The 17,904-nt window shown below is 63.3% G+C and carries 15 protein-coding genes; 11 read left to right on the top strand and 4 right to left on the bottom strand.

Annotated features, from left to right (window positions below; all coding sequences use genetic code 11):
* Positions 1-2: 2 nt before the first annotated feature.
* Genes ACCO56_RS04920 through ACCO56_RS04910 form a run of 3 tightly spaced genes read right to left on the bottom strand, consistent with a single transcriptional unit; the run spans position 3 to position 3,261 of the window.
* Positions 3-992 carry an ABC transporter permease gene (locus ACCO56_RS04920; RefSeq protein WP_433638196.1) on the bottom strand — a complete coding sequence of 330 codons (990 nt, stop codon included), beginning with the start codon at positions 990-992 and terminating at the stop codon, positions 3-5.
* Complete coding sequence (locus ACCO56_RS04915) at positions 989-2,569, bottom strand: sugar ABC transporter ATP-binding protein (protein WP_433638195.1); 1,581 nt, start codon at positions 2,567-2,569, stop codon at positions 989-991. Before ACCO56_RS04915 ends, ACCO56_RS04920 begins: the two co-directional genes overlap by 4 nt.
* A 2-nt stretch (positions 2,570-2,571) precedes the next feature.
* Positions 2,572-3,261, bottom strand: a complete 690-nt coding sequence (locus ACCO56_RS04910; protein ID WP_433638192.1) for a GntR family transcriptional regulator — start codon at positions 3,259-3,261, stop codon at positions 2,572-2,574.
* Positions 3,262-3,363: 102 nt separating this feature from the next.
* Here ACCO56_RS04910 and ACCO56_RS04905 point away from each other — a divergent pair, with 102 nt between their 5' ends.
* The 4 genes from ACCO56_RS04905 to ACCO56_RS04890 are packed head-to-tail and all read left to right on the top strand — an operon-like array spanning position 3,364 to position 7,923.
* On the top strand, positions 3,364-4,368 hold the full coding sequence (locus tag ACCO56_RS04905) for an Ldh family oxidoreductase (protein WP_433638190.1): 1,005 nt from the start codon (positions 3,364-3,366) through the stop codon (positions 4,366-4,368).
* A 22-nt stretch (positions 4,369-4,390) separates the two neighbouring features.
* Complete coding sequence (locus tag ACCO56_RS04900) at positions 4,391-5,590, top strand: iron-containing alcohol dehydrogenase (protein ID WP_433638188.1); 1,200 nt, start codon at positions 4,391-4,393, stop codon at positions 5,588-5,590.
* A gap of 17 nt (positions 5,591-5,607) precedes the next feature.
* The gene (locus ACCO56_RS04895; protein ID WP_433638186.1) at positions 5,608-7,071 is read left to right on the top strand and encodes an NAD-dependent succinate-semialdehyde dehydrogenase; all 1,464 of its coding nucleotides are present in this window, start codon (positions 5,608-5,610) and stop codon (positions 7,069-7,071) included.
* Between the two features lie 15 nt (positions 7,072-7,086).
* The gene (locus ACCO56_RS04890; protein ID WP_433638184.1) at positions 7,087-7,923 is read left to right on the top strand and encodes an alpha/beta hydrolase; all 837 of its coding nucleotides are present in this window, start codon (positions 7,087-7,089) and stop codon (positions 7,921-7,923) included.
* Between the two features lie 122 nt (positions 7,924-8,045).
* Here ACCO56_RS04890 and ACCO56_RS04885 read toward each other — a convergent pair whose 3' ends face one another.
* Positions 8,046-9,272, bottom strand: a complete 1,227-nt coding sequence (locus ACCO56_RS04885) for a PLP-dependent aminotransferase family protein (RefSeq protein WP_433638182.1) — start codon at positions 9,270-9,272, stop codon at positions 8,046-8,048.
* A gap of 441 nt (positions 9,273-9,713) precedes the next feature.
* Between ACCO56_RS04885 and ACCO56_RS04880 the strand changes: the two genes are divergently transcribed.
* The 7 genes from ACCO56_RS04880 (at position 9,714) to deoC (ending at position 17,894) form a co-directional block, all read left to right on the top strand.
* Positions 9,714-10,709 (top strand): substrate-binding domain-containing protein, encoded by a 996-nt coding sequence (locus ACCO56_RS04880; RefSeq protein WP_433638180.1) that lies wholly within the window; start codon positions 9,714-9,716, stop codon positions 10,707-10,709.
* Between the two features lie 132 nt (positions 10,710-10,841).
* Positions 10,842-11,864, top strand: a complete 1,023-nt coding sequence (locus tag ACCO56_RS04875; RefSeq protein WP_433638178.1) for a galactitol-1-phosphate 5-dehydrogenase — start codon at positions 10,842-10,844, stop codon at positions 11,862-11,864.
* A gap of 30 nt (positions 11,865-11,894) precedes the next feature.
* Positions 11,895-13,415, top strand: a complete 1,521-nt coding sequence (locus ACCO56_RS04870) for an FGGY-family carbohydrate kinase (protein WP_433638176.1) — start codon at positions 11,895-11,897, stop codon at positions 13,413-13,415.
* The gene (locus ACCO56_RS04865) at positions 13,412-14,407 is read left to right on the top strand and encodes a sugar-binding transcriptional regulator (RefSeq protein ID WP_433638174.1); all 996 of its coding nucleotides are present in this window, start codon (positions 13,412-13,414) and stop codon (positions 14,405-14,407) included. The genes ACCO56_RS04870 and ACCO56_RS04865 overlap by 4 nt, the downstream gene beginning before the upstream one ends.
* Entirely contained in the window at positions 14,397-15,893 is a 1,497-nt protein-coding gene (locus tag ACCO56_RS04860) for a sugar ABC transporter ATP-binding protein (protein ID WP_433638173.1), read from the top strand. Before ACCO56_RS04865 ends, ACCO56_RS04860 begins: the two co-directional genes overlap by 11 nt.
* Positions 15,880-16,893 carry an ABC transporter permease gene (locus ACCO56_RS04855; RefSeq protein ID WP_433638171.1) on the top strand — a complete coding sequence of 338 codons (1,014 nt, stop codon included), beginning with the start codon at positions 15,880-15,882 and terminating at the stop codon, positions 16,891-16,893. The genes ACCO56_RS04860 and ACCO56_RS04855 overlap by 14 nt, the downstream gene beginning before the upstream one ends.
* Positions 16,890-17,894, top strand: coding sequence for a deoxyribose-phosphate aldolase (gene deoC / locus ACCO56_RS04850; protein WP_433638168.1), 1,005 nt, complete (start codon positions 16,890-16,892; stop codon positions 17,892-17,894). The genes ACCO56_RS04855 and deoC overlap by 4 nt, the downstream gene beginning before the upstream one ends.
* Positions 17,895-17,904 lie beyond the last annotated feature (10 nt).

The raw sequence follows: 17,904 nt of genomic DNA, 5'->3' as shown, positions 1-17,904 counted from the left end.
GGCTATTTCATGAAGCGATGGGCAAGCATTGCGAGGATGATGATCACCCCTTGCACGGCGGCCACGAGGTATTCGGACACCATGTTTGAAAGCACCATGAGGTTGGCGATCACTTCGAGGATCAGCGCACCCGCGACCGTGCCCCAGATCCTCGCCTTGCCACCGCGCAGTGCGGTTCCGCCGATCACCACGGCGGTGATCACCTGTAGTTCCCAAAGTTGTCCGGTGGTGGGCGTGGCCGCGCCAAGACGGGGGATGTAGCAGATAGCGGCGGTGGCGACGCACAGGCCCTGGATTACAAAAGCGGTAGTACGGACCTTCGCCACCGAGACTCCCGAGAAGCGCGCCACCTCGGCGTTCGATCCCGCCGCCATGCAGCGCCTCCCGTATTTGGTTCGGTAAAGGACGAACGCCCCGATCAGAACCACGACCAGCGTGATGAGTACGGGCACGGGTATGCCGAGCACGTTGCCGAAATAGACCGGGCGATAGGGGTCGCGCAGGGCACGGTCGATCGGGATCGAGCCGCCATCCGACATCCATGTTATCAGGGCGCGGAAGATCCCCATGGTACCAAGTGTGGCAATAAAAGGCTCAATTTTACCAACCGTCACGATCAGTCCGTTGAGCAAGCCACACAGCGCGCCGACCAACAAACCGACCCCCGCGCCGACCAGAATGGCATTTGCGCCCATCGACGGCTCCAGTCGGTTCATCGTCAGGATCATAATGCCGGTCACGAAGGCCATCATCGAGCCGACCGAGAGATCAAGCCCGCCCGACGAGATGACAAAGGTCGCGCCCACGGCAATGATCGCGATGAAGGCGGAGCGGGTGACAACATTGGCGATATTGGTGTCAGCGACGAAACTGCTGTTGATCAGCGTTCCGATCAGCACCACCACCCCCAGCGCGATGAACGGGCCCATATCGGCCCAACGGATGCGGAGCGAGCCCTCGTTGCCCGCCGCCGTAGCTGTGACGCTTGTCATTGCGCTTTCCCCTCGGTTGCGCGCAGAGCGGGCTCGTGACCCTTTCCGCTGGTCGCCGCATAGACGACGTTCTGTTCGGTAATTTGCTCGCCGATCAGTTCGGCCACGATGCGCCCCCCTCGCATCACCAGAACCCGGTCGGACAGCCCCACGAGTTCGGGCAGTTCGGACGAGATCACGACGCAGGCCTTACCGACCCGGACCAGCCTGTCGATGAACTCGTAGATCTGGCTCTTATTGCCGATATCGATACCGCGGGTCGGTTCGTCGATGATCACGACGGAAGGGTCGGTCAGCATCACCTTGGCCAAAAGCAGCTTCTGCTGATTGCCGCCCGAAAGCTGGCCCGCGTCCAGGCGGGTCGAGCGGACGCGAATATCGTATTCCAGCAAGGCGCGGTCGAGCTCCGCCGCCTCTCTGCGGCGATCCAGCGCCAGCCGGGGGTGCACGACATCAAGCGCCTGAAGGGTCAGGTTGCCCGCTAGAGATGCCTCCAGCAGCAGGCCCTTTCCCTTGCGATCTTCGGTCAGGTAGACCAGCCCCGCGCTCTGCCAGGCGTCGACCGAGCGATGCACAATCGCGGCCCCGTTCAGCGTCACACACCCTGCGTGGGAACGGCGCAGCCCTAGCAGGCCCTCGAACAACTCGGTCCGGCCCGAGCCGATCATGCCACCAATGCCCAGGACCTCGCCGGCTCGCAGAGAAAAGCTGCCCTGCTGCGCGCCATGATCGATCGAAAGGCTCTCGACCACCAGCAGCGGATCGCCCTGTGGCGCGGGCCGCTTGCGGGGGTAGAGCATATCCAGTTCGCGGCCGACCATCAGTTCGGCCATGTCGCGCTGCGACAACCCCTTCGCGGGCCACGTGCCGATCATCTTGCCGTCGCGCAAAACCGTAATTCGGTCGGCCAGCGCCTCCACCTCATCCAGCCGGTGAGAGATGTAGAGAACAGCCGCGCCCTTGTCGCGCAGGCCCCGCACCACATTGAGAAGGGCGGTCACTTCGTCGTTGGCCAGAACGGCAGTGGGTTCATCGAAGATCACCACCTTGCGCGGCTCCAGCAGTGCGCGGGCGATCTGTACCAGCTGCCGCTGGGCGAGTGGCAGGTCGCCCACCCGGTCTCGTGGATGGCAATGCGCGCCGATCGAAGCGAGGGTTTCCGCCGCTCGTCGGTTCATCGTTCGATCATCGGCGATCAGCCCGCGTGTCAGTTCACGGCCGAGGAACAGATTTTCCGCCACGGTCAGATCGGGGGCCAACAGGATTTCCTGATGAACCAGCACCACTCCCGCCGCCTCAGCGGCAACCGCATCGTCGAATTCGGTCGACTGGCCCGCCATCGACATATGCCCTGCCGTCGGGCGCAAATGACCGGACAGCAACTTCATCAGCGTGGATTTTCCCGCCCCGTTCTCACCGATGATCGCATGCACCTCGCCTGCGTAGATATCGAGCGTGACATCGGTCAGCACGGTGATCGCACCATAGGCCTTGCCCAGTCCCTCGGCACGCATCGCCGGGGACGGGCCAGTAGCAACCACCGGAGCCGGGCCGGAAACAGGCAGCGTCTTGGACATGGTCATTCGAAGGCGGCGAGCAGCCGGTCACGCGAGCGTGAGATATGTGCGCGCATCGCGTTCTCGGCCGCTGCGGCATCGCCCGCGCGGAAGGCGGCGAGCAGGTTTTCATGTTCTTCCAGCGCTTCTTGTGTGACGCGGCTATGGAACATCAGGCGGAAGATGTGCAGATGCACATGCTGGTTGAACAGGGTCGAGCGTATTACCTCATTCCCGGCGATCTTGAGGATCTCGTCGTGGAAATGCGCATCGGCGCGCGCAAAGCGCGAGTAGCGGCTGGTGCGATCCACCGGCGGCGCCCCACGCCCCATGTCGGCGGCAGTCTCCTCCAGCGCCTTCAGCGCGACCGGCGTCATATTCAGAGTTGCCAGTCGCGCCCCTTCGGGCTCGAGCAGCAGGCGGAAGGTGTAAAGATCGTCAAACTGCTTGCGCGTCAACTGCGGTGCGGCACTGTATCCGATCAGATGCGCCTTGCGCACCAGGCCTTCGCGCTCCAGCCGCGAGAGCGCCTCGCGCACTGGTGTCTGCGAGACATTCAGATCGCGGGCGATCACATCGATCGGGATGCGCGCACCCGGCGCGATCTCCAGCGACATCAGGCGCTCGTAGACGTTGTCATAGACGCCGTCCACGACGCTTGCTGGACGCACCATGGCGGCTTTGCTCCCGTCACGCTCCGCAGCGGCTCCCATCAATTCATCCTCGCATCTTCGACTTGACACGGCCGAATGAATTGCAAATACGATATCGAATGTCAAACACAATATCATATACGATTTGAAATAGGATTTCCGATGCGGGTCGCTGAATCCGATCTGAGAAGGCTGGCTACCGGCTTGCTGGAGGAGCGTGGCGCGCCACCGAAGGTGGCTTGGCTACAGGCTGATCTGTTGATCGAAGCCGAACTGCGCGGCCTGCCTTCGCATGGGCTTCAGCGCCTACCACGACTGCTCGCGCGCATCGACCGTGGCCTGGCCAATCCGTTCGCGACGGGAACGCATCGATGGCGTGGGCACGCTCTGCTGCAGGTCGACGGCCAGCGCGCCTTGGGACCGGTCGCCGTGATGAGCGCGCTTGAGGCGCTTTTACCGGCAATTGAGAATTCGGGCCTTGCTCTCGCCGCGATTCGCGATGCGAACCACATCGGAATGTTGGCCTACTACGCCGAACAGGCGGCGCGGCGTGGGCTGATCGGCATCTTGCTTTCGACGAGCGAGGCGTTGGTTCATCCCTTTGGGGGCACGGAGGCGATGCTGGGCACCAATCCCATCGCCATAGGTATTCCTACCGGCGAGACGCCCTTCGTACTGGATCTGGCGACGAGCCTCGTCTCCATGGGCAAGATCCACAACTACGCCCTGCGTGGTGAGAGCCTGCTGCAAGGATGGGCAGTCGATGTGGATGGCAACCCGACCACAGACGCCGAAGCCGCAAAGTCAGGGGCGATCGCCCCCTTCGGCGATGCCAAGGGCTACGGCCTCGGGTTGGCCTTCGAACTGCTGGTGGCCGCGCTGGCGGGCTCCGACCTCGCACCCGAGATTCATGGCACGCTCGACACGACGCACCCGGCCAACAAAGGCGACGTGCTGATCCTGATCGATCCCGGTGCGGACGAACGAACCATAACCCGGCTTGCCGCCTATCTCGACGCGCTGAGGTGCTCGCGCCCGGTCGACATCAATCGGCCGATAGCGGTTCCCGGCGATGGGATGCGCACGCGGCGTTCCGCCACACTACGCGACGGAATCGACGTACCCGAAGCCTTGTTGAACGAACTGCGGACCTTGCAGCCCGCCTGACTTGAACTGGAGGATACCAAATATGCAGCAATTCGGCACGATCAGAGCGCCGCGCGAGATCATCTTCGGTGCCGGCCAACGAAAGGCGCTTGGCCTTGTCGCCTCGCGCCTGGGGAACCGGGCGTTGGTCGTCACTGATGCAAGGATGGCGGCGGATGGTGACTTCCTCGCCATGATCGCGGACCTGGACCGGGCGGGTCTATCCGTCCACGTCGAAAGCGGCACGCCGCCGGACGTGCCGGTCGACGCCGTCATCGCCACCGCGGAGGCCGCGACAGGCTTTGCTCCCGATCTGGTGATCGGAATCGGCGGCGGCTCCTGCCTCGACATGGCGAAGTGCATGGCGCTCTTGCTGACGCATGGCGGCAGGCCGCAGGACTACTACGGCGAACTCAAGGTGCCCGGCCCGATCCTGCCCCTGATCGCAATTCCGACCACCGCCGGGACCGGATCGGAGGTCACGCCTGTCGCCGTCCTTTCGGACGCCGAGCGTAGCCTGAAGGTTGGCATTTCCAGCCCGTACCTGATCCCCGCCGCAGCGATCTGCGACCCGGAACTGACACTGACTTGCCCCACGGGGTTGACGGCAATCGCCGGAGCCGACGCGCTGACTCACGCCATCGAGGCCTTCACCGCTACCCGCCGCCCAACCACCGCCACGCTGACTCAGGAACGGGTGTTCATAGGCAAGAATGCTATCTCGGACCAGTTTGCACTGATCGCGATCGCGCATTTGTGGCAAGGGCTGGAGATCGCCTGCCGGGATGGTGGCAACATGGAAGCGCGGAGCAAGGTGATGCAGGGATCCATGTTCGCCGGCCTTGCCTTCGGTGTTGCGGGAACGGCCGCGGCCCATGCGATCCAATATCCGGTGGGCACGCTGACCCATACGGCTCATGGCGCGGGCGTGGCCTGCCTGATGCCCTGGGTCATGGAGTGGAACCGCCCCACCATCAAGACGGAGCTTGCGCAGATCGCCGCCGTGACAGGGCTCGGATCCGTCGATGAGGTCATTCCCGCTACAGCTGCCCTTTTCGCCCGCATAGGCATCCCACCGACGCTGAAGGCGTTGGGCCTCGCCGAGGACCGGCTCGACTGGGTCGCCGAGCAGTCCTGCGGGATCGAACGGCTGATCCAGAACAACCCCCGCCCTATCGACCGGGAGGGCATGACCCGCCTGTTGCAGGCCGCCTTCACTGGCGACCACAGCCTGATCCAGTAACCGGAAGGACCTATTCGATGAATCTCCACCCCCGCGACGCCAACTACGCCGATCCGTCGCTTCACAGTCACGGCCTCTACATCGGCGGCGCATGGCTGCCCGGTTCGGGGATACCGATCGTGGACCCTTCGACCGCCAAGGTGATAGCCGAGGTGCCCGATGCCTCGATCGAGGATGCGCTTCGTGCTGTCGACGCGGCGGAAGCGGCGGCGGCGGGTTGGCGCACCACCTCCCCGCGGCAGCGCGCCGAAATCCTGCGTCGCTGGTTCTCGCTAATGACCGATCATTCGGAGGAACTCGCCGTGCTCGTCTCTCTGGAGAACGGCAAGGCCCTGCCCGATGCGCGCGGAGAGTTAGCCTATGCCGCCGAATTCTTCCGCTGGTATGCCGAGGAAGCGGTGCGCGTCCCCGGCGAGTTTCGCCACGCTCCTTCGGGTGCCAACCATATTCTTGTCGATCACGATCCGATTGGAATCTCGGTTCTGATCACGCCGTGGAACTTTCCCGCTGCAATGGCCACTCGCAAAATCGGTCCCGCATTGGCAGCGGGTTGCACGGTGATCCTGAAACCCGCCTCCGAGACGCCCCTAACCGCCTATGCCATGGCCCGCCTCGGCGCCGAGGCCGGCGTACCGCCGGGCGTCGTCAACGTCCTGACCACCTCCAAGCCGGGCCCTGTCGTCTCCGCCATGCTCGACGATCCGCGCGTGCGGAAACTATCATTCACCGGGTCGACGGGGGTCGGCCGAATTCTGCTGGCCGAGGCAGCGAGGACTGTAGTCTCCTGTTCGATGGAACTCGGCGGCAACGCGCCCTTCCTCGTCTTCGACGATGCCGATCTGGAGGCCGCGCTCGATGGTGCGATGATCGCCAAGATGCGCAATGCGGGGGAGGCCTGCACTGCGGCGAATCGGTTCTACGTACAGGCGGGAATCCACGATACCTTTGTCGCGGGCCTGACGAAACGGATGGAAGCGCTGAAGGTCGGCCCCGGGATTGATCCGGCCACGCAGGTGGGTCCGATGATCACGACGAAGGCCGTGTCGAAAATCGATCGTCTGGTGAGCGAGGCGATCTCGCGCGGGGCCAAGGTTCGAACCGGGGGATCTCCCCTGTCGGGCAACGGCTATTTCTATCCCCCGACCGTGCTGGAGAACGTGCCGACCGATGCCGAAATCGCCCATGAAGAAATTTTCGGTCCCGTCGCTCCGGTGTATCGCTTCGAAACGGAGGAGGAGGCGATAAGACTTGCGAACAACACCGAATACGGCTTGGCCGCCTACGTCTATTCCCGCGATCTCTCGCGCGCATTGCGGGTTGGCAGGGGTATCGAAAGCGGCATGATTGCCATCAATCGCGGCCTGATGTCAGATCCGGCCGCACCGTTCGGTGGTGCCAAACAAAGCGGATTGGGACGCGAGGGTGGCGTGAGCGGCATCCTCGAGTTCATGGAGCCGAAATATTTCGCGGTGAATTTCTGACGCAAGGGAAGCAGGATGGACAAGGACTTTTATCGAAACCGCGACTTCATTCCGGATTTCGACGAGATCATGGCCGAAACCGCTGCGCGATCGCGCGAACTGGCAGCGCAGGTGACCATGAAAGTCGACGTACCCTATGGTCCCGGTACGCGAGAGCGAATGGACATCCTGTTTCCCTCCAACTCAGCCACGGGTGCGCCCCTCCATATGTTCATCCATGGCGGCTATTGGCGATCAGGCAACAAAGAAGATCACCGTTTGGTCGCGGCCCCGGTTCTGGAGGCGGGCGGCGTCGCCGCTATCGTCACCTATGAGTTGATGCCCGACACCCGCCTTGCCGCCATAGTCGCGCAGGTGCGGGCGGCTGCCCGTCATCTGCTGTCAATCGCCCCTGCCCTGGGCATGGATCCGGCCCGGTTTACCGCCAGCGGCCACTCCGCCGGAGCCCACCTGGCCTCGTATCTCGCCTCCACCGGAGCGGATGAGACCACAAGTCCCGACCTGCCGGATCTGAAAGGAATGCTGCTAGTCAGCGGGATCTATGACCTGTCGGGCATTCCCGCCAGCTTCCTTAAGGAAGAGGCGAAGATGCGCCCCGATGAAGCAGCGGCCTGGTCGCCCCTGACTGCGACGCAGCATGCGGGTCCGCTTCGCATCATCGCCCGAGGGGAAAAGGAAACCCCTCCGTTCCACGATCAAGCCCAGCGGCTGGTCGAGCAGTTGACGCGCCACGCACAGGCCTCTGAAAACAGGAACGAGGCCGGGCTGAACCATCTTACAATCGTTCTCGACCTGGCCGATGCGCGGCGCCCACTCGGCCAGCGTCTTGCCGATTTGGTAGCGTCCTGCTGAGCCATTCTCTCGTGGCAATCGGGAGACGAAACCTGATGACGTATTTTGCTGCGAGCTAAGCTACTCCCGCTGCCGTAGAACTGCCTCTATTCGCTCTGGCAGGCCGAGGCTTAGCGGGAGAGTTAGCGGCCGGAAGCTTCTCGCCGGATCAGTCGCCCGAGCCGGGTCATCCCTTCTTCCGCGGCGGTCTCGTCGGCCAGAGAAAAACTGAGGCGGATGGTATTGGCACCCGAACCATCGGCGTGGAAGGCCTGCCCGGGTACGAAGGCGACATGTTCGGTTTCGATGGCGCGGGCAAGGAGCGCCCCGCCGTCCATGCCCTCGGGCAAGGTGACCCATATGAACATGCCGCCCTCGGGCTTGGTCCAACTCGTGCCTTCCGGCATGTGTCTTTCCAGCGCCTGCAGCAGGAGGTCGCGCCGACGACGATAGGCGTCGCGCAGCATCGCCGTGTGGGAGTCGTAGTGGCGCAGCGCGACGTCGTGCATGACGGCCTGGTTGATCGTCGGGCTGTGCAGGTCCGACGCCTGTTTCATCAGGACCAATTTGCGGATAACCGGCGCGGCGCCGCAGATCCAGCCCATGCGCAGGCCCGGCGACAGGGTTTTGGAGAACGTGCCGCAATAGATCGTGCGGGTGTTGTCGATGCCACCGCTGCGCTCGACGTCGAGCGCGAGGATGGGCGGCACCGGATCGCCATCGTAGCGCAGCGCCTGATAGGCGGCATCCTCGATCAGCGGAATATCCAATTCGTCAGTCAAATCGAGCAGGCGTTCGCGCGCCGCGCGATCGATGGTCTCGCCGGTCGGGTTGGAGAATTCCGGTGTGAGATAGGCCAGCGCGACGCGCCCGCCCGCCTTCTCGGCAGCATCCCGATAAGCTTGGGGGGTCATGTTGTTGCCTTCCGGCGCGAGCCGGTCGTAACGGGGCTCATAGGCGTTGAATGCCTGGAGGGCTCCGAGATAGGTCGGCCGCGCGACAAGCGCCGTGTCGCCGGGGGACAGGAACAGCTTGCCGAGATAGTCGAGCGCCTGCTGCGACCCGGAAACGATCATGACGTTCTCGGGCGCACAGGGAACACCGAGCGAACCCATGTGATCAACCAGCCATGCCCGGAGCGGCAGATAGCCTTCGCTGACCGAGTACTGCAGAGCCGCTCCCGCCCCTTCCCCCGAAAGGACGTTCTCGTAGGCTTCTCGAAAGGAGTCGTTAGGGAAGAGCGCGGGATCGGGAATGCCGCCGGCGAAGGAGATGATATGCGGCTGATCGAGCAGCTTCAGCAGTTCCCGTATCTCCGACGCACGCATGCGCACAGCACGTGCCGCATATTTTTCTTCCCAGGTCGACACAATCTTCTCCTTGCCTAACCAAGCCATCCCATGAGCAACGTGCACGTCGCTCGTGGGATGGCGCTCAGCATAAAGCGCCGGGATCCGATTTATGTCAACGATACTGACCTAGCTGGGTTTGATCTGCGTGGTTCCGCAATCGCATGGAACCTTCACGGCAGTTCGCAAGGGTCCGCTTGCATCCCGAAAGCAGCGACATCCGAAAACCCAACCATCCCACGGCACACCGAATGACGACCAGCCACGCTGGACCGTTCTCCACAATGTCGAAGCCACAAAACATTAGCATAATCATGAGGATGTCCGCCCTTGCTCGTCGCTTCCCATCGCCGCGCGAGCTTGGCCTTATTGACAACGGACGATCTCTACCAATAGTTTGATCTCACAAATGTGAAAACTCTGCACATTTGGGAAGTTTCATCGAACTCTTGGGAGGAAACCATGCTCGACCGCCGTAATGCCTTGACCCGTATTGCATTCGCCGTTTCGTCGCTTTCGATTGCCGCCGTGCTCGGCTTTTCGCCGGCCAGCGCGCAGGCTGAAGGCCTCAAGATCGGCTTCAGCCAAGTGACGCTCCAGTCACCTTTCTACGTCCAACTCCGCAATGGCGCCGAGGCGGCCGCGAAGGCCGGCGGCGACACGCTGATCTTCCTCGATGCCAACGGAGATGTTTCCAAGCAGAACAACGACATTCAGGATCTCATCACGCAGGGCGTCGACGCGCTGATCATCAATCCGGTCAATCCGGATGCCGTCGTTCCGTCGCTTGAAGCCGCCACAGCTGCCGGCATCCCCGTCATCACCGTCGACCGCCCGATAAATGGCGAGGGCGTCACGGCGCATGTCGGCCGCGACAACAAGAAGATGGGCGGTTTGGTGGGCGAGGCGGTCGTGAAGAAGCTCGCTGACGAAGGCGTCAAAGGTGCCAAGATCGTCGAGATCCAGGGCGACGCAGGCGGCGCGGTCATGATGGACCGCCGCGACGGCTTCCATGCCGCTATCGAGGGCTCAGGTCATACGATCGTCCAGGGGCCATATGCGGAATACATTCGAGCCAACGCGGTCACTGCAATGCAGGACCTTTTGCAGGCCAATTCGGACGTAAAAGTCGTCTACGCCCATAATGACGACATGGCGCTCGGCGCGCTGCAGGTCCTGACCGAGAACGGCCGCAAGGACGTGTTCGTGGCCGGCGTCGACGGTCTGTCGGAAGCGCTGCAGCTCATGGAAAGCGGCAGCAACTATATCGCGACCGCCCTCAACGATCCGCAGTATCTCGGGGACGTGACCATTCAGGTCGCGCGTGAAGCTGCGGCCGATCGGAAAGTTTCCGACTTCGTGGACGCTGGCACCCAGCTTGTCACGCCCGAGAATGTCGGCAAGTTTCCGCATGACGGGCTCTTCGCGGAATACCGGCCACAGGTGATCGGCCAGTAAGCAGGCTCGGGAACGAGCATCCTCCCCACCCTCGCGAGGTCCGTCTTTCGACCTCGCGAGGGACGGGTCGAGGCGGCGAACGTGTCGCTCGCCCGTAAGAATATCACACCAAAAAGCAGGACCTTTCCGAGCATGCGCGCTGCAGTTCTCCATACGCCCGGAGACATCCGTCTCGAAACCGTTCCGAAACCCATCGTTTCGTATGGCCACGTGATGGTGAGGGTGGCCTCGGTAGGCGTCTGTGGCTCCGACTTGCCGCGGATGCTGATCAAGGGCGCGCACAAAATGCCGCTGATCTGCGGTCACGAGTTTTCCGGCCATATCACCGAGATTGGTGATGGTGTGGAAGGGTTCGCGCCGGGCGAACTCGTGGCGGTCGCGCCCATGCTGCCCTGCTTCAAGTGCGACCAATGCCAGCAGGGGCATTTCTCGCGCTGCCGCCACTATGACTATTTCGGATCACGCCGCGACGGTGCCTATGCCGAATTCGTTGCCGTGCCGGTGGGCAATCTCATCAAGACCCCGAAGGGGATCGACCCACGTGCGGCGGCCATGACCGACCCGGCTTCGATCGCATTGCACGCGATATGGAAGGCAGGCGGCGTGCGCATGGGGCAGCGCGGCGGCGTCATCGGGTGCGGGCCGATCGGCCTCTTCGCCATACAATGGATGAAGCTGATGGGCGCGAGCCAGGTCGTAGCGATCGATATCTCCGAAGCAAAGCTGGAACTCGCGCGCCGCGCCGGCGCGACGCATACTTTCCTGGCCGGAACCGAACCGGGCACCGATCTGCTGTGCGACGTCATCATCGAGGCGGCGGGCCATCCCTCCGCTATCAATGCAGCCACGCGGCTTGCCGCGCCAAGTGGACATGTCGCCTTCATCGGCATTCCGGTCGGCGAGGTGCAGCTCGACAACAAGACATTCCAGCATTTCCTGCGCCAGGAGGTTTCGCTGCACGGATCCTGGAACTCGTTCGGCGCACCGTTTCCTGGCCCCCAATGGACGGTTTCACTCGAAAAGCTCGGGTCAGGCGAACTCGAATGGGAGTTCATGATCACGCACGATCTTGATCTTTCCGAACTCCCTGCAATGTTCGCACGCTTCAGGGAGGACCGGAGCCTGTTTTTCTCCAAGGTGCTTTTCCGGCCCTGAAAACGGCAAGCATCGGGAGGAACCGACGGCATGACGAAGGTTTTGAGCATTGATCTGGGCACTGGAGGCGTGAGGGCCGGTGTCTATGATATAGAGCGCAGGAAGATGCTGTCGCTGCGCGAGGCCTCCTATGAAACCCGATACCCGAAACCCGGTTGGGCCGAGCAGGACATCGAGCAATGGTGGCGATCGCTGCTGAGCGCAGGATCGCAGGCGGTGGCCGAAGCCGGAACCGGCGAGATCGCGGCGGTATGCGTCGCGACCACCGCCTCCTCCGTCGTCGTCTGTGACCGGGAAGGCGCACCGCTGCGGCCCGCAATCCTCTGGATGGACGCCCGCGCGACGAAGGAATCGCGTGACACGGGGCGCATCGACCATCCGGTGATGGCCTATAGCGGCGGCGAGGATGCCAGCGAGTGGCTGGTACCGAAGGCAATGTGGCTCGCGGCGAACGAACGGGCCGTCTATGATCGCGCCGCTGTCATCTGCGAAGCGCTCGATTTCGTCAACTACCGCCTGACCGGCGAATGGGCCGCCTCGCGCATGAACGCTGCTTGCAAGTGGAACTACGATTCCCTCAACGGCGCGTTCGTCCCGGACGTTTATGCAGCGCTGGGCGTGCCCGAACTGGCGGACAAGCTTCCCCGCCGGGTCGTCCCCGTCGGGGAAACGGTGGCCCCCCTTCGTCCGGATGTGGCCGCCGCGCTCGGCATCACCTCGCGGGCTATCGTCGCACAGGGCGGCATCGACGCACATATCGGCGTGCTCGGCGCGGGCACCGTCGCGCCGAGCGGCATGCTGCTGATCGGCGGCACCTCGAATGTCCACCTCACCCATCTCGCCGAACGGGGCGACGTCTCCGGCTTCTGGGGTCCTTATCCCAACGCGTTGGTGGATGGCCTCTGGCTGGTCGAAGGGGGTCAGGTGTCGACGGGCTCCATCCTCAACTGGCTCAGCCACACCATCTTCGGCCTCGATGCGGCGGGCCATACGGCGCTTATCGCCGAGGCGAGCGGCCGCATCGCCGAGGGTTCGGGGCTGCTGATGCTCGACTACTGGATGGGCAATCGCACACCCTACCGAGACGCCAATCTGCGCGGAGCGATCCTCGGCCTGTCGCTCGGGCACGACCGGGCGGACATCTACGCGTCGGCAGTGGACTCGATCGCGCTGGGGTCCGCGAATGTCGTGGACGTGCTCGAGCAACGAGGGGTCGAAATCGACCGGATCGTGGTGGCCGGCGGCATCTGCAAGAACCCGCTCTGGCTGCAATCGACGGTCGACGCGCTCGGACGCCCGGTTCGGGTAGCACATGAGGATAATCTGTCACTCGTGGGCACGGCCGTCAGCTCCGCGTCGGCCCTCGGCCTGTTCCCTGATCTCACCACAGCCTCGGATGCCTGCACCGCGCCGACGCGAGGCCTCGAACCGGACGCTTCGCGCCAAGACTGGTACGCCGAAGCGATGTCGAGTTATCGAGAGACTACACAGGCGCTTCGGCCGCTTTTCCACACGCTTTCGGCACAGCAGACGGCGGGAGCGGGCCGATGAGCGAGGCAAGCCAGCCCCAATCCGTCCGCCTGCCCTCGGACGAGCAGCGCGAGCACCTCATGGTGCGCGTGGCCAAGCTCTTCTACGACCTGGAGCGCACGCAAAGCGAGATCGCTGCCGAACTCGGCCTGACACGATGGCAGGTCAAGCGCCTCCTGACCGAGGCGCGCGAACTCGGCGTCGTGCGCATCGAGATCACGCCGCGGACGCGCAGGCGCACCAATCTGGAAGTGATGCTGCAACAGGCCTACGGATTGCACGACGCCATTGTCGTGCCGAACGGCGTGGCTGCCGACAACGCATTGCTGATCGAGGCTGTCGCCCAGGCTGCCGCCAACTATCTCGTCGGGATCAATCCGAAGCCCGACCTGCTTGGCGTCTCTTGGGGACGCACCATGACGGCGGTGGCGCGTCGGCTGCCGGCTAACTGGAGCCCTGGGCTGCACGTGGTCCTCCTCAATGGCGCGATCAACCTGCGCTCGACCGCGTCACAGACCAGCGCAGTGGCTGAGGAGATCGCGAAGTCCGCCAATGGCATCGCCACCCTGCTGCCTGTTCCGGCAATCGTGGGAAAGAGCACCACGCGCCAGGCGCTGGAGGAAGACCCGATCGTCGAACGTGTGCTCGACCTAGCCCAGCAGGCAGAAGTTGTCTGCTTCAGCATGGGTCCGATCAGCAACGATTCTGTTCTTTTCGGCTCGGGCTATCTCGAGGAAAGCGACCTCGACCGGCTGAAGGCGGCAGGCGCCGTTGGAGATATCCTCGGCCGCTTCGTCGATGCGCGGGGCCAAATCGTCGACGCCGTGCTGGATGACCGCACGGTAGGTCTGCGCATCGAACATCTGAAGTCGAAGCGATGCTCGATCGGCGTCGTCGCCGGCGCTGACAAGACGCGTATCGCGTTGGCGGCGCTGAGAGGCCGCTACGTCTCGGTCCTCATCACCGACGAGACGATCGCTCGCTTTGCGTTGGAGATCAGCGATGGAGAGTGAGATTCTCGCAGTCAGGGAAGTGGCGAAACGCTTTCCGCCAAACATCGTGGCTCTGGAAGCCGCAAACCTCAGCGTACGCAAGGGCGAAGTGCACTGCCTGCTCGGCGCCAATGGAGCGGGCAAATCCACCCTTCTGAAGATCATAGCGGGCGCCTACCGCCCGACCAGAGGCGCGCTCGTCGTGGATGGCCAGGAAGTCCATCCGCGCTCTCCCGCCGAAGCTGCACATCTCGGCATCTCCATGATCTACCAGGAATTGGACCTCGTACCTCAGCTTACCGTGGAGCAGAACATGTTCCTCGGCCATGCGCCGGCTCGTATGGGCTTCATAGACCGCCGCGCGAGACGCAAGCGTGCGCAGGAAGCGCTGTCGCGCGTGGGCGCTACTTTCCCGCTCGACGTCCGTGTCGAAACGCTCTCCATCGCCAACCAGCAGCTCACCGCCATCGCCCGCTCGCTGACGATGGACGCCAAGATCATCATCATGGACGAGCCTTCGGCCTCGCTCAACGAGACCGAGATCGAAGCCGTGTTCGACGTGATCCGCGAACTCGCGCGGCAGGGGGTGGCGATCCTCTATGTCAGTCACCGCCTGGGCGAACTGCGCGAGATCGGCGATCGAGTCACGGTGCTGCGCGGCGGGCGCACCATTGACACATTCGAGATAGAGGCGACACCGGACGACGTGCTGGTCGAGGCGATCATCGGCAAGGAACGCTCGCTGGTGGAGCGAGCTGCACGACCGCCGGTGACGGGCGATACGGCCTTGCGAGTCAATCGGCTAGCTGGTGCGGAAGGGCTCGACATCAGTGGGCTCGAGGTCCGCTGGGGCGAAGTCGTCGGGCTCGCCGGCCTGAATGGCTCGGGCCGCACCTCGTTCCTCAAGGCCCTGTTCGGCGTCCATGCCTTCCGCGGCGACATCGTGCTCGACGGAAAGCCCTTCCATCCGCGCAGCCCCGCGGCGGCGATCCGCTGCGGTGTCGCCCTCGTGCCGGAAAGCCGGAAGACGGAAGGGTTGATCCTGCACGCGCCGATCTACAAGAACGCGACCCTGCCCTCGATCCGGGGCAACTGGCTCATGCGCCATGGCTTGCAGAAGCAGAAGGCGACGGCCGTCCTGAAAACTCTTTCCACGAAGTACGGCAGGCCCGAACAGGCCGTCGCACAGCTTTCCGGCGGCAACCAGCAGAAGGTTGTGCTATCGAAGTGGATCATCAATGGAGCGCGCCTGCTGCTGCTCGACGAGCCCAGCCGTGGCCTCGACATCGGCGCCAAGGCAGACCTCTACAACCTCGTCGACAAGCTTGCCGACGAGGGCGCGGCTGTCATCGTTGCCAGCAGCGAGCTCGACGAGATCTACGCGGCCTGTGACGCGATCTGGGTATTCCATGAGGGGCGCAACATCGGCAAGTTCAATCCATCGACAACGGATCGCGAAACGATCCTGAGAGCCACAATCCTGGGTGAGGATCATGTCCAGCACTGACACGGCCCTGATGCCGGCGAGCGGCCAGCAGCCTGGCTTCGGCCGCAAGCTTGTCGACATTATCATCGAGTACAATTTCGTCCTGATTTTTCTGGTCGTCGTCGCGATAGCCGCGTCGCTGTCCGACAACTTCCTGACGTTCGGCAACATCGCCAATCTGTTCCAGCAGGCGACCGTCGTCGGCGTCGTGGCCGTCGGCATGACCTTTGTCATCCTTACCGGCAACATCGACCTGTCGGTCGGCTCGGTTGTGGCGTTGTGCGGCATGGTCGTGGCGGTGCTGATGACGAACGGCTACGACCCGTTCCTCGCTATTGCGATCACGGCTCTTGTCGGCCTTTGCTGCGGCGCCGCGATGGGCGCCGTCTCGGCACTGGCGCAGGTGCCGAGCTTCATCATTACGCTGGCAGGCCTCGTCTCGTTCCGTGGCATCACCTATCTTCTCACCGATGGTGTTCCGGTGAGCGGCCTGCCGCAAGGCTTCGCCGCCATCAGTTCGACGATGATCCCGATCTTCCCCGGCTTTGCGCTGACATCCATGGCGGTGATCTTCATTGTCCTGTGCATCGTCGCCGGCATTATTCTGCGCTTCACCGTCTTTGGAGAATATGTCTACGCGACCGGCGGCAATCCGGAAGCGGCTCGCTTGTCCGGGCTGCCAACCAGGCTGATCGTCACGGGAGTCTTCGCGGTTTCCGGGCTGATGGCGGCCCTGGGCGGCATCCTGCTCACTTCGCGCCTGCGCATCGGCCAGCCGACCGCGGCCCAAGGCCTTGAACTCGACGCCATCGCCGCCGTGGTCCTTGGAGGGACCAGCCTGTTCGGCGGGCGCGGCGGCGTGCTCGGCACCTTTTTCGCCGTAATGCTGCTGCAGGTGCTGCGCAATATATTCAATCTGCTTGGATTGGGCTCCTTCTACCAGATGACCGTCACAGGCCTGATCATCGTCGCGGCCATTTTGCTCAATCGCTTCATCGACCATAGGAAGGGACGCACATGACCGTGCAGACATCGAGCCCACCGTACCTCGTCGAAATCCCCAGGGGTGAAGCCCACGCGCGCAATCCGGGAACCGGTTTCCAGCCCGATTGGTTCAAGGACATCTCAGTGAACCTGTCCGCCAGCGAGCGGCGAGCCGCAACGCTTACGACCCGCCGTAGCGTGAAGAAGGCGCATCAAGCCGCATGGCTCGTCAAGGCGATCACCTGCATCGACCTGACGACACTGTCCGGCGACGACACGGCCGGGCGTGTGCGTCGTCTCTGCGCCAAGGCGCGCAAGCCGATACGCGACGACCTCGTCGAGGCGCTCGGGCTCGCCGGCGAGAACATCACCACCGGTGCGGTCTGCGTCTATCCCACCATGGTGGGGCATGCGGTGAAGGCGCTGGAAGGCTCCGGCATACCGGTCGCTTCGGTCGCGACCGGCTTTCCGGCAGGCCTCACACCGCTGCCGCAACGTCTCGCCGAAATCCGTTACGCGGTCGATCAAGGCGCTGCGGAGATCGACATCGTGATCACCCGCGAGCATGTGCTGACGCAGAACTGGCAAGCCCTATACGACGAGGTGCGCCAGATGCGCGAAGCCTGCGGCGACGCGCACATGAAGGCGATACTCGCCACAGGCGACCTCAAGACGCTCCGCAATGTCTACCGTGCCTCGATGGTCGCGATGCAAGCCGGTTCCGACTTCATCAAGACCTCGACCGGCAAGGAGGATGTCAACGCGACGCTTCCCGTCAGCCTGACCATGGTTCGGGCCCTGCGCGACTACCTCGATTTGACCGGCGAGCGCGTCGGCTTCAAACCGGCTGGCGGGCTCAAATCCGCCAAGGACGCCATGTCCTGGCAGATCCTGATGAAGGAGGAACTTGGGCTGCCCTGGCTTCAGCCGAACCTCTTTCGCATCGGCGCCAGCTCAATGCTCGGCGATATCGAACGACAGCTCGAACACCACGTGACGGGCCGCTACTCCGCCTCCTTCCAGCATCCGCTTGCATGAGGACCCGCCG

Source organism: Mesorhizobium sp. 1B3, assembly GCF_050958605.1.
Taxonomy (GTDB): Bacteria; Pseudomonadota; Alphaproteobacteria; order Rhizobiales; family Rhizobiaceae.
This window is presented reverse-complemented; position numbering and strand designations above follow the sequence as displayed.

Bases quoted from the DNA above. Each gene is read 5' to 3' on its own strand.
- ACCO56_RS04855 (WP_433638171.1), top strand. From the start codon at position 15,880: ATGTCCAGCACTGACACGGCCCTGATGCCGGCGAGCGGCCAGCAGCCT.
- ACCO56_RS04880 (WP_433638180.1), top strand. From the start codon at position 9,714: ATGCTCGACCGCCGTAATGCCTTGACCCGTATTGCATTCGCCGTTTCG.
- ACCO56_RS04875 (WP_433638178.1), top strand. From the start codon at position 10,842: ATGCGCGCTGCAGTTCTCCATACGCCCGGAGACATCCGTCTCGAAACC.
- ACCO56_RS04860 (WP_433638173.1), top strand. From the start codon at position 14,397: ATGGAGAGTGAGATTCTCGCAGTCAGGGAAGTGGCGAAACGCTTTCCG.
- ACCO56_RS04890 (WP_433638184.1), top strand. From the start codon at position 7,087: ATGGACAAGGACTTTTATCGAAACCGCGACTTCATTCCGGATTTCGAC.
- ACCO56_RS04895 (WP_433638186.1), top strand. From the start codon at position 5,608: ATGAATCTCCACCCCCGCGACGCCAACTACGCCGATCCGTCGCTTCAC.
- ACCO56_RS04920 (WP_433638196.1), bottom strand. From the start codon at position 992: ATGACAAGCGTCACAGCTACGGCGGCGGGCAACGAGGGCTCGCTCCGC.
- deoC (WP_433638168.1), top strand. From the start codon at position 16,890: ATGACCGTGCAGACATCGAGCCCACCGTACCTCGTCGAAATCCCCAGG.
- ACCO56_RS04865 (WP_433638174.1), top strand. From the start codon at position 13,412: ATGAGCGAGGCAAGCCAGCCCCAATCCGTCCGCCTGCCCTCGGACGAG.
- ACCO56_RS04910 (WP_433638192.1), bottom strand. From the start codon at position 3,261: ATGGGAGCCGCTGCGGAGCGTGACGGGAGCAAAGCCGCCATGGTGCGT.
- ACCO56_RS04905 (WP_433638190.1), top strand. From the start codon at position 3,364: ATGCGGGTCGCTGAATCCGATCTGAGAAGGCTGGCTACCGGCTTGCTG.
- ACCO56_RS04915 (WP_433638195.1), bottom strand. From the start codon at position 2,569: ATGTCCAAGACGCTGCCTGTTTCCGGCCCGGCTCCGGTGGTTGCTACT.
- ACCO56_RS04870 (WP_433638176.1), top strand. From the start codon at position 11,895: ATGACGAAGGTTTTGAGCATTGATCTGGGCACTGGAGGCGTGAGGGCC.
- ACCO56_RS04900 (WP_433638188.1), top strand. From the start codon at position 4,391: ATGCAGCAATTCGGCACGATCAGAGCGCCGCGCGAGATCATCTTCGGT.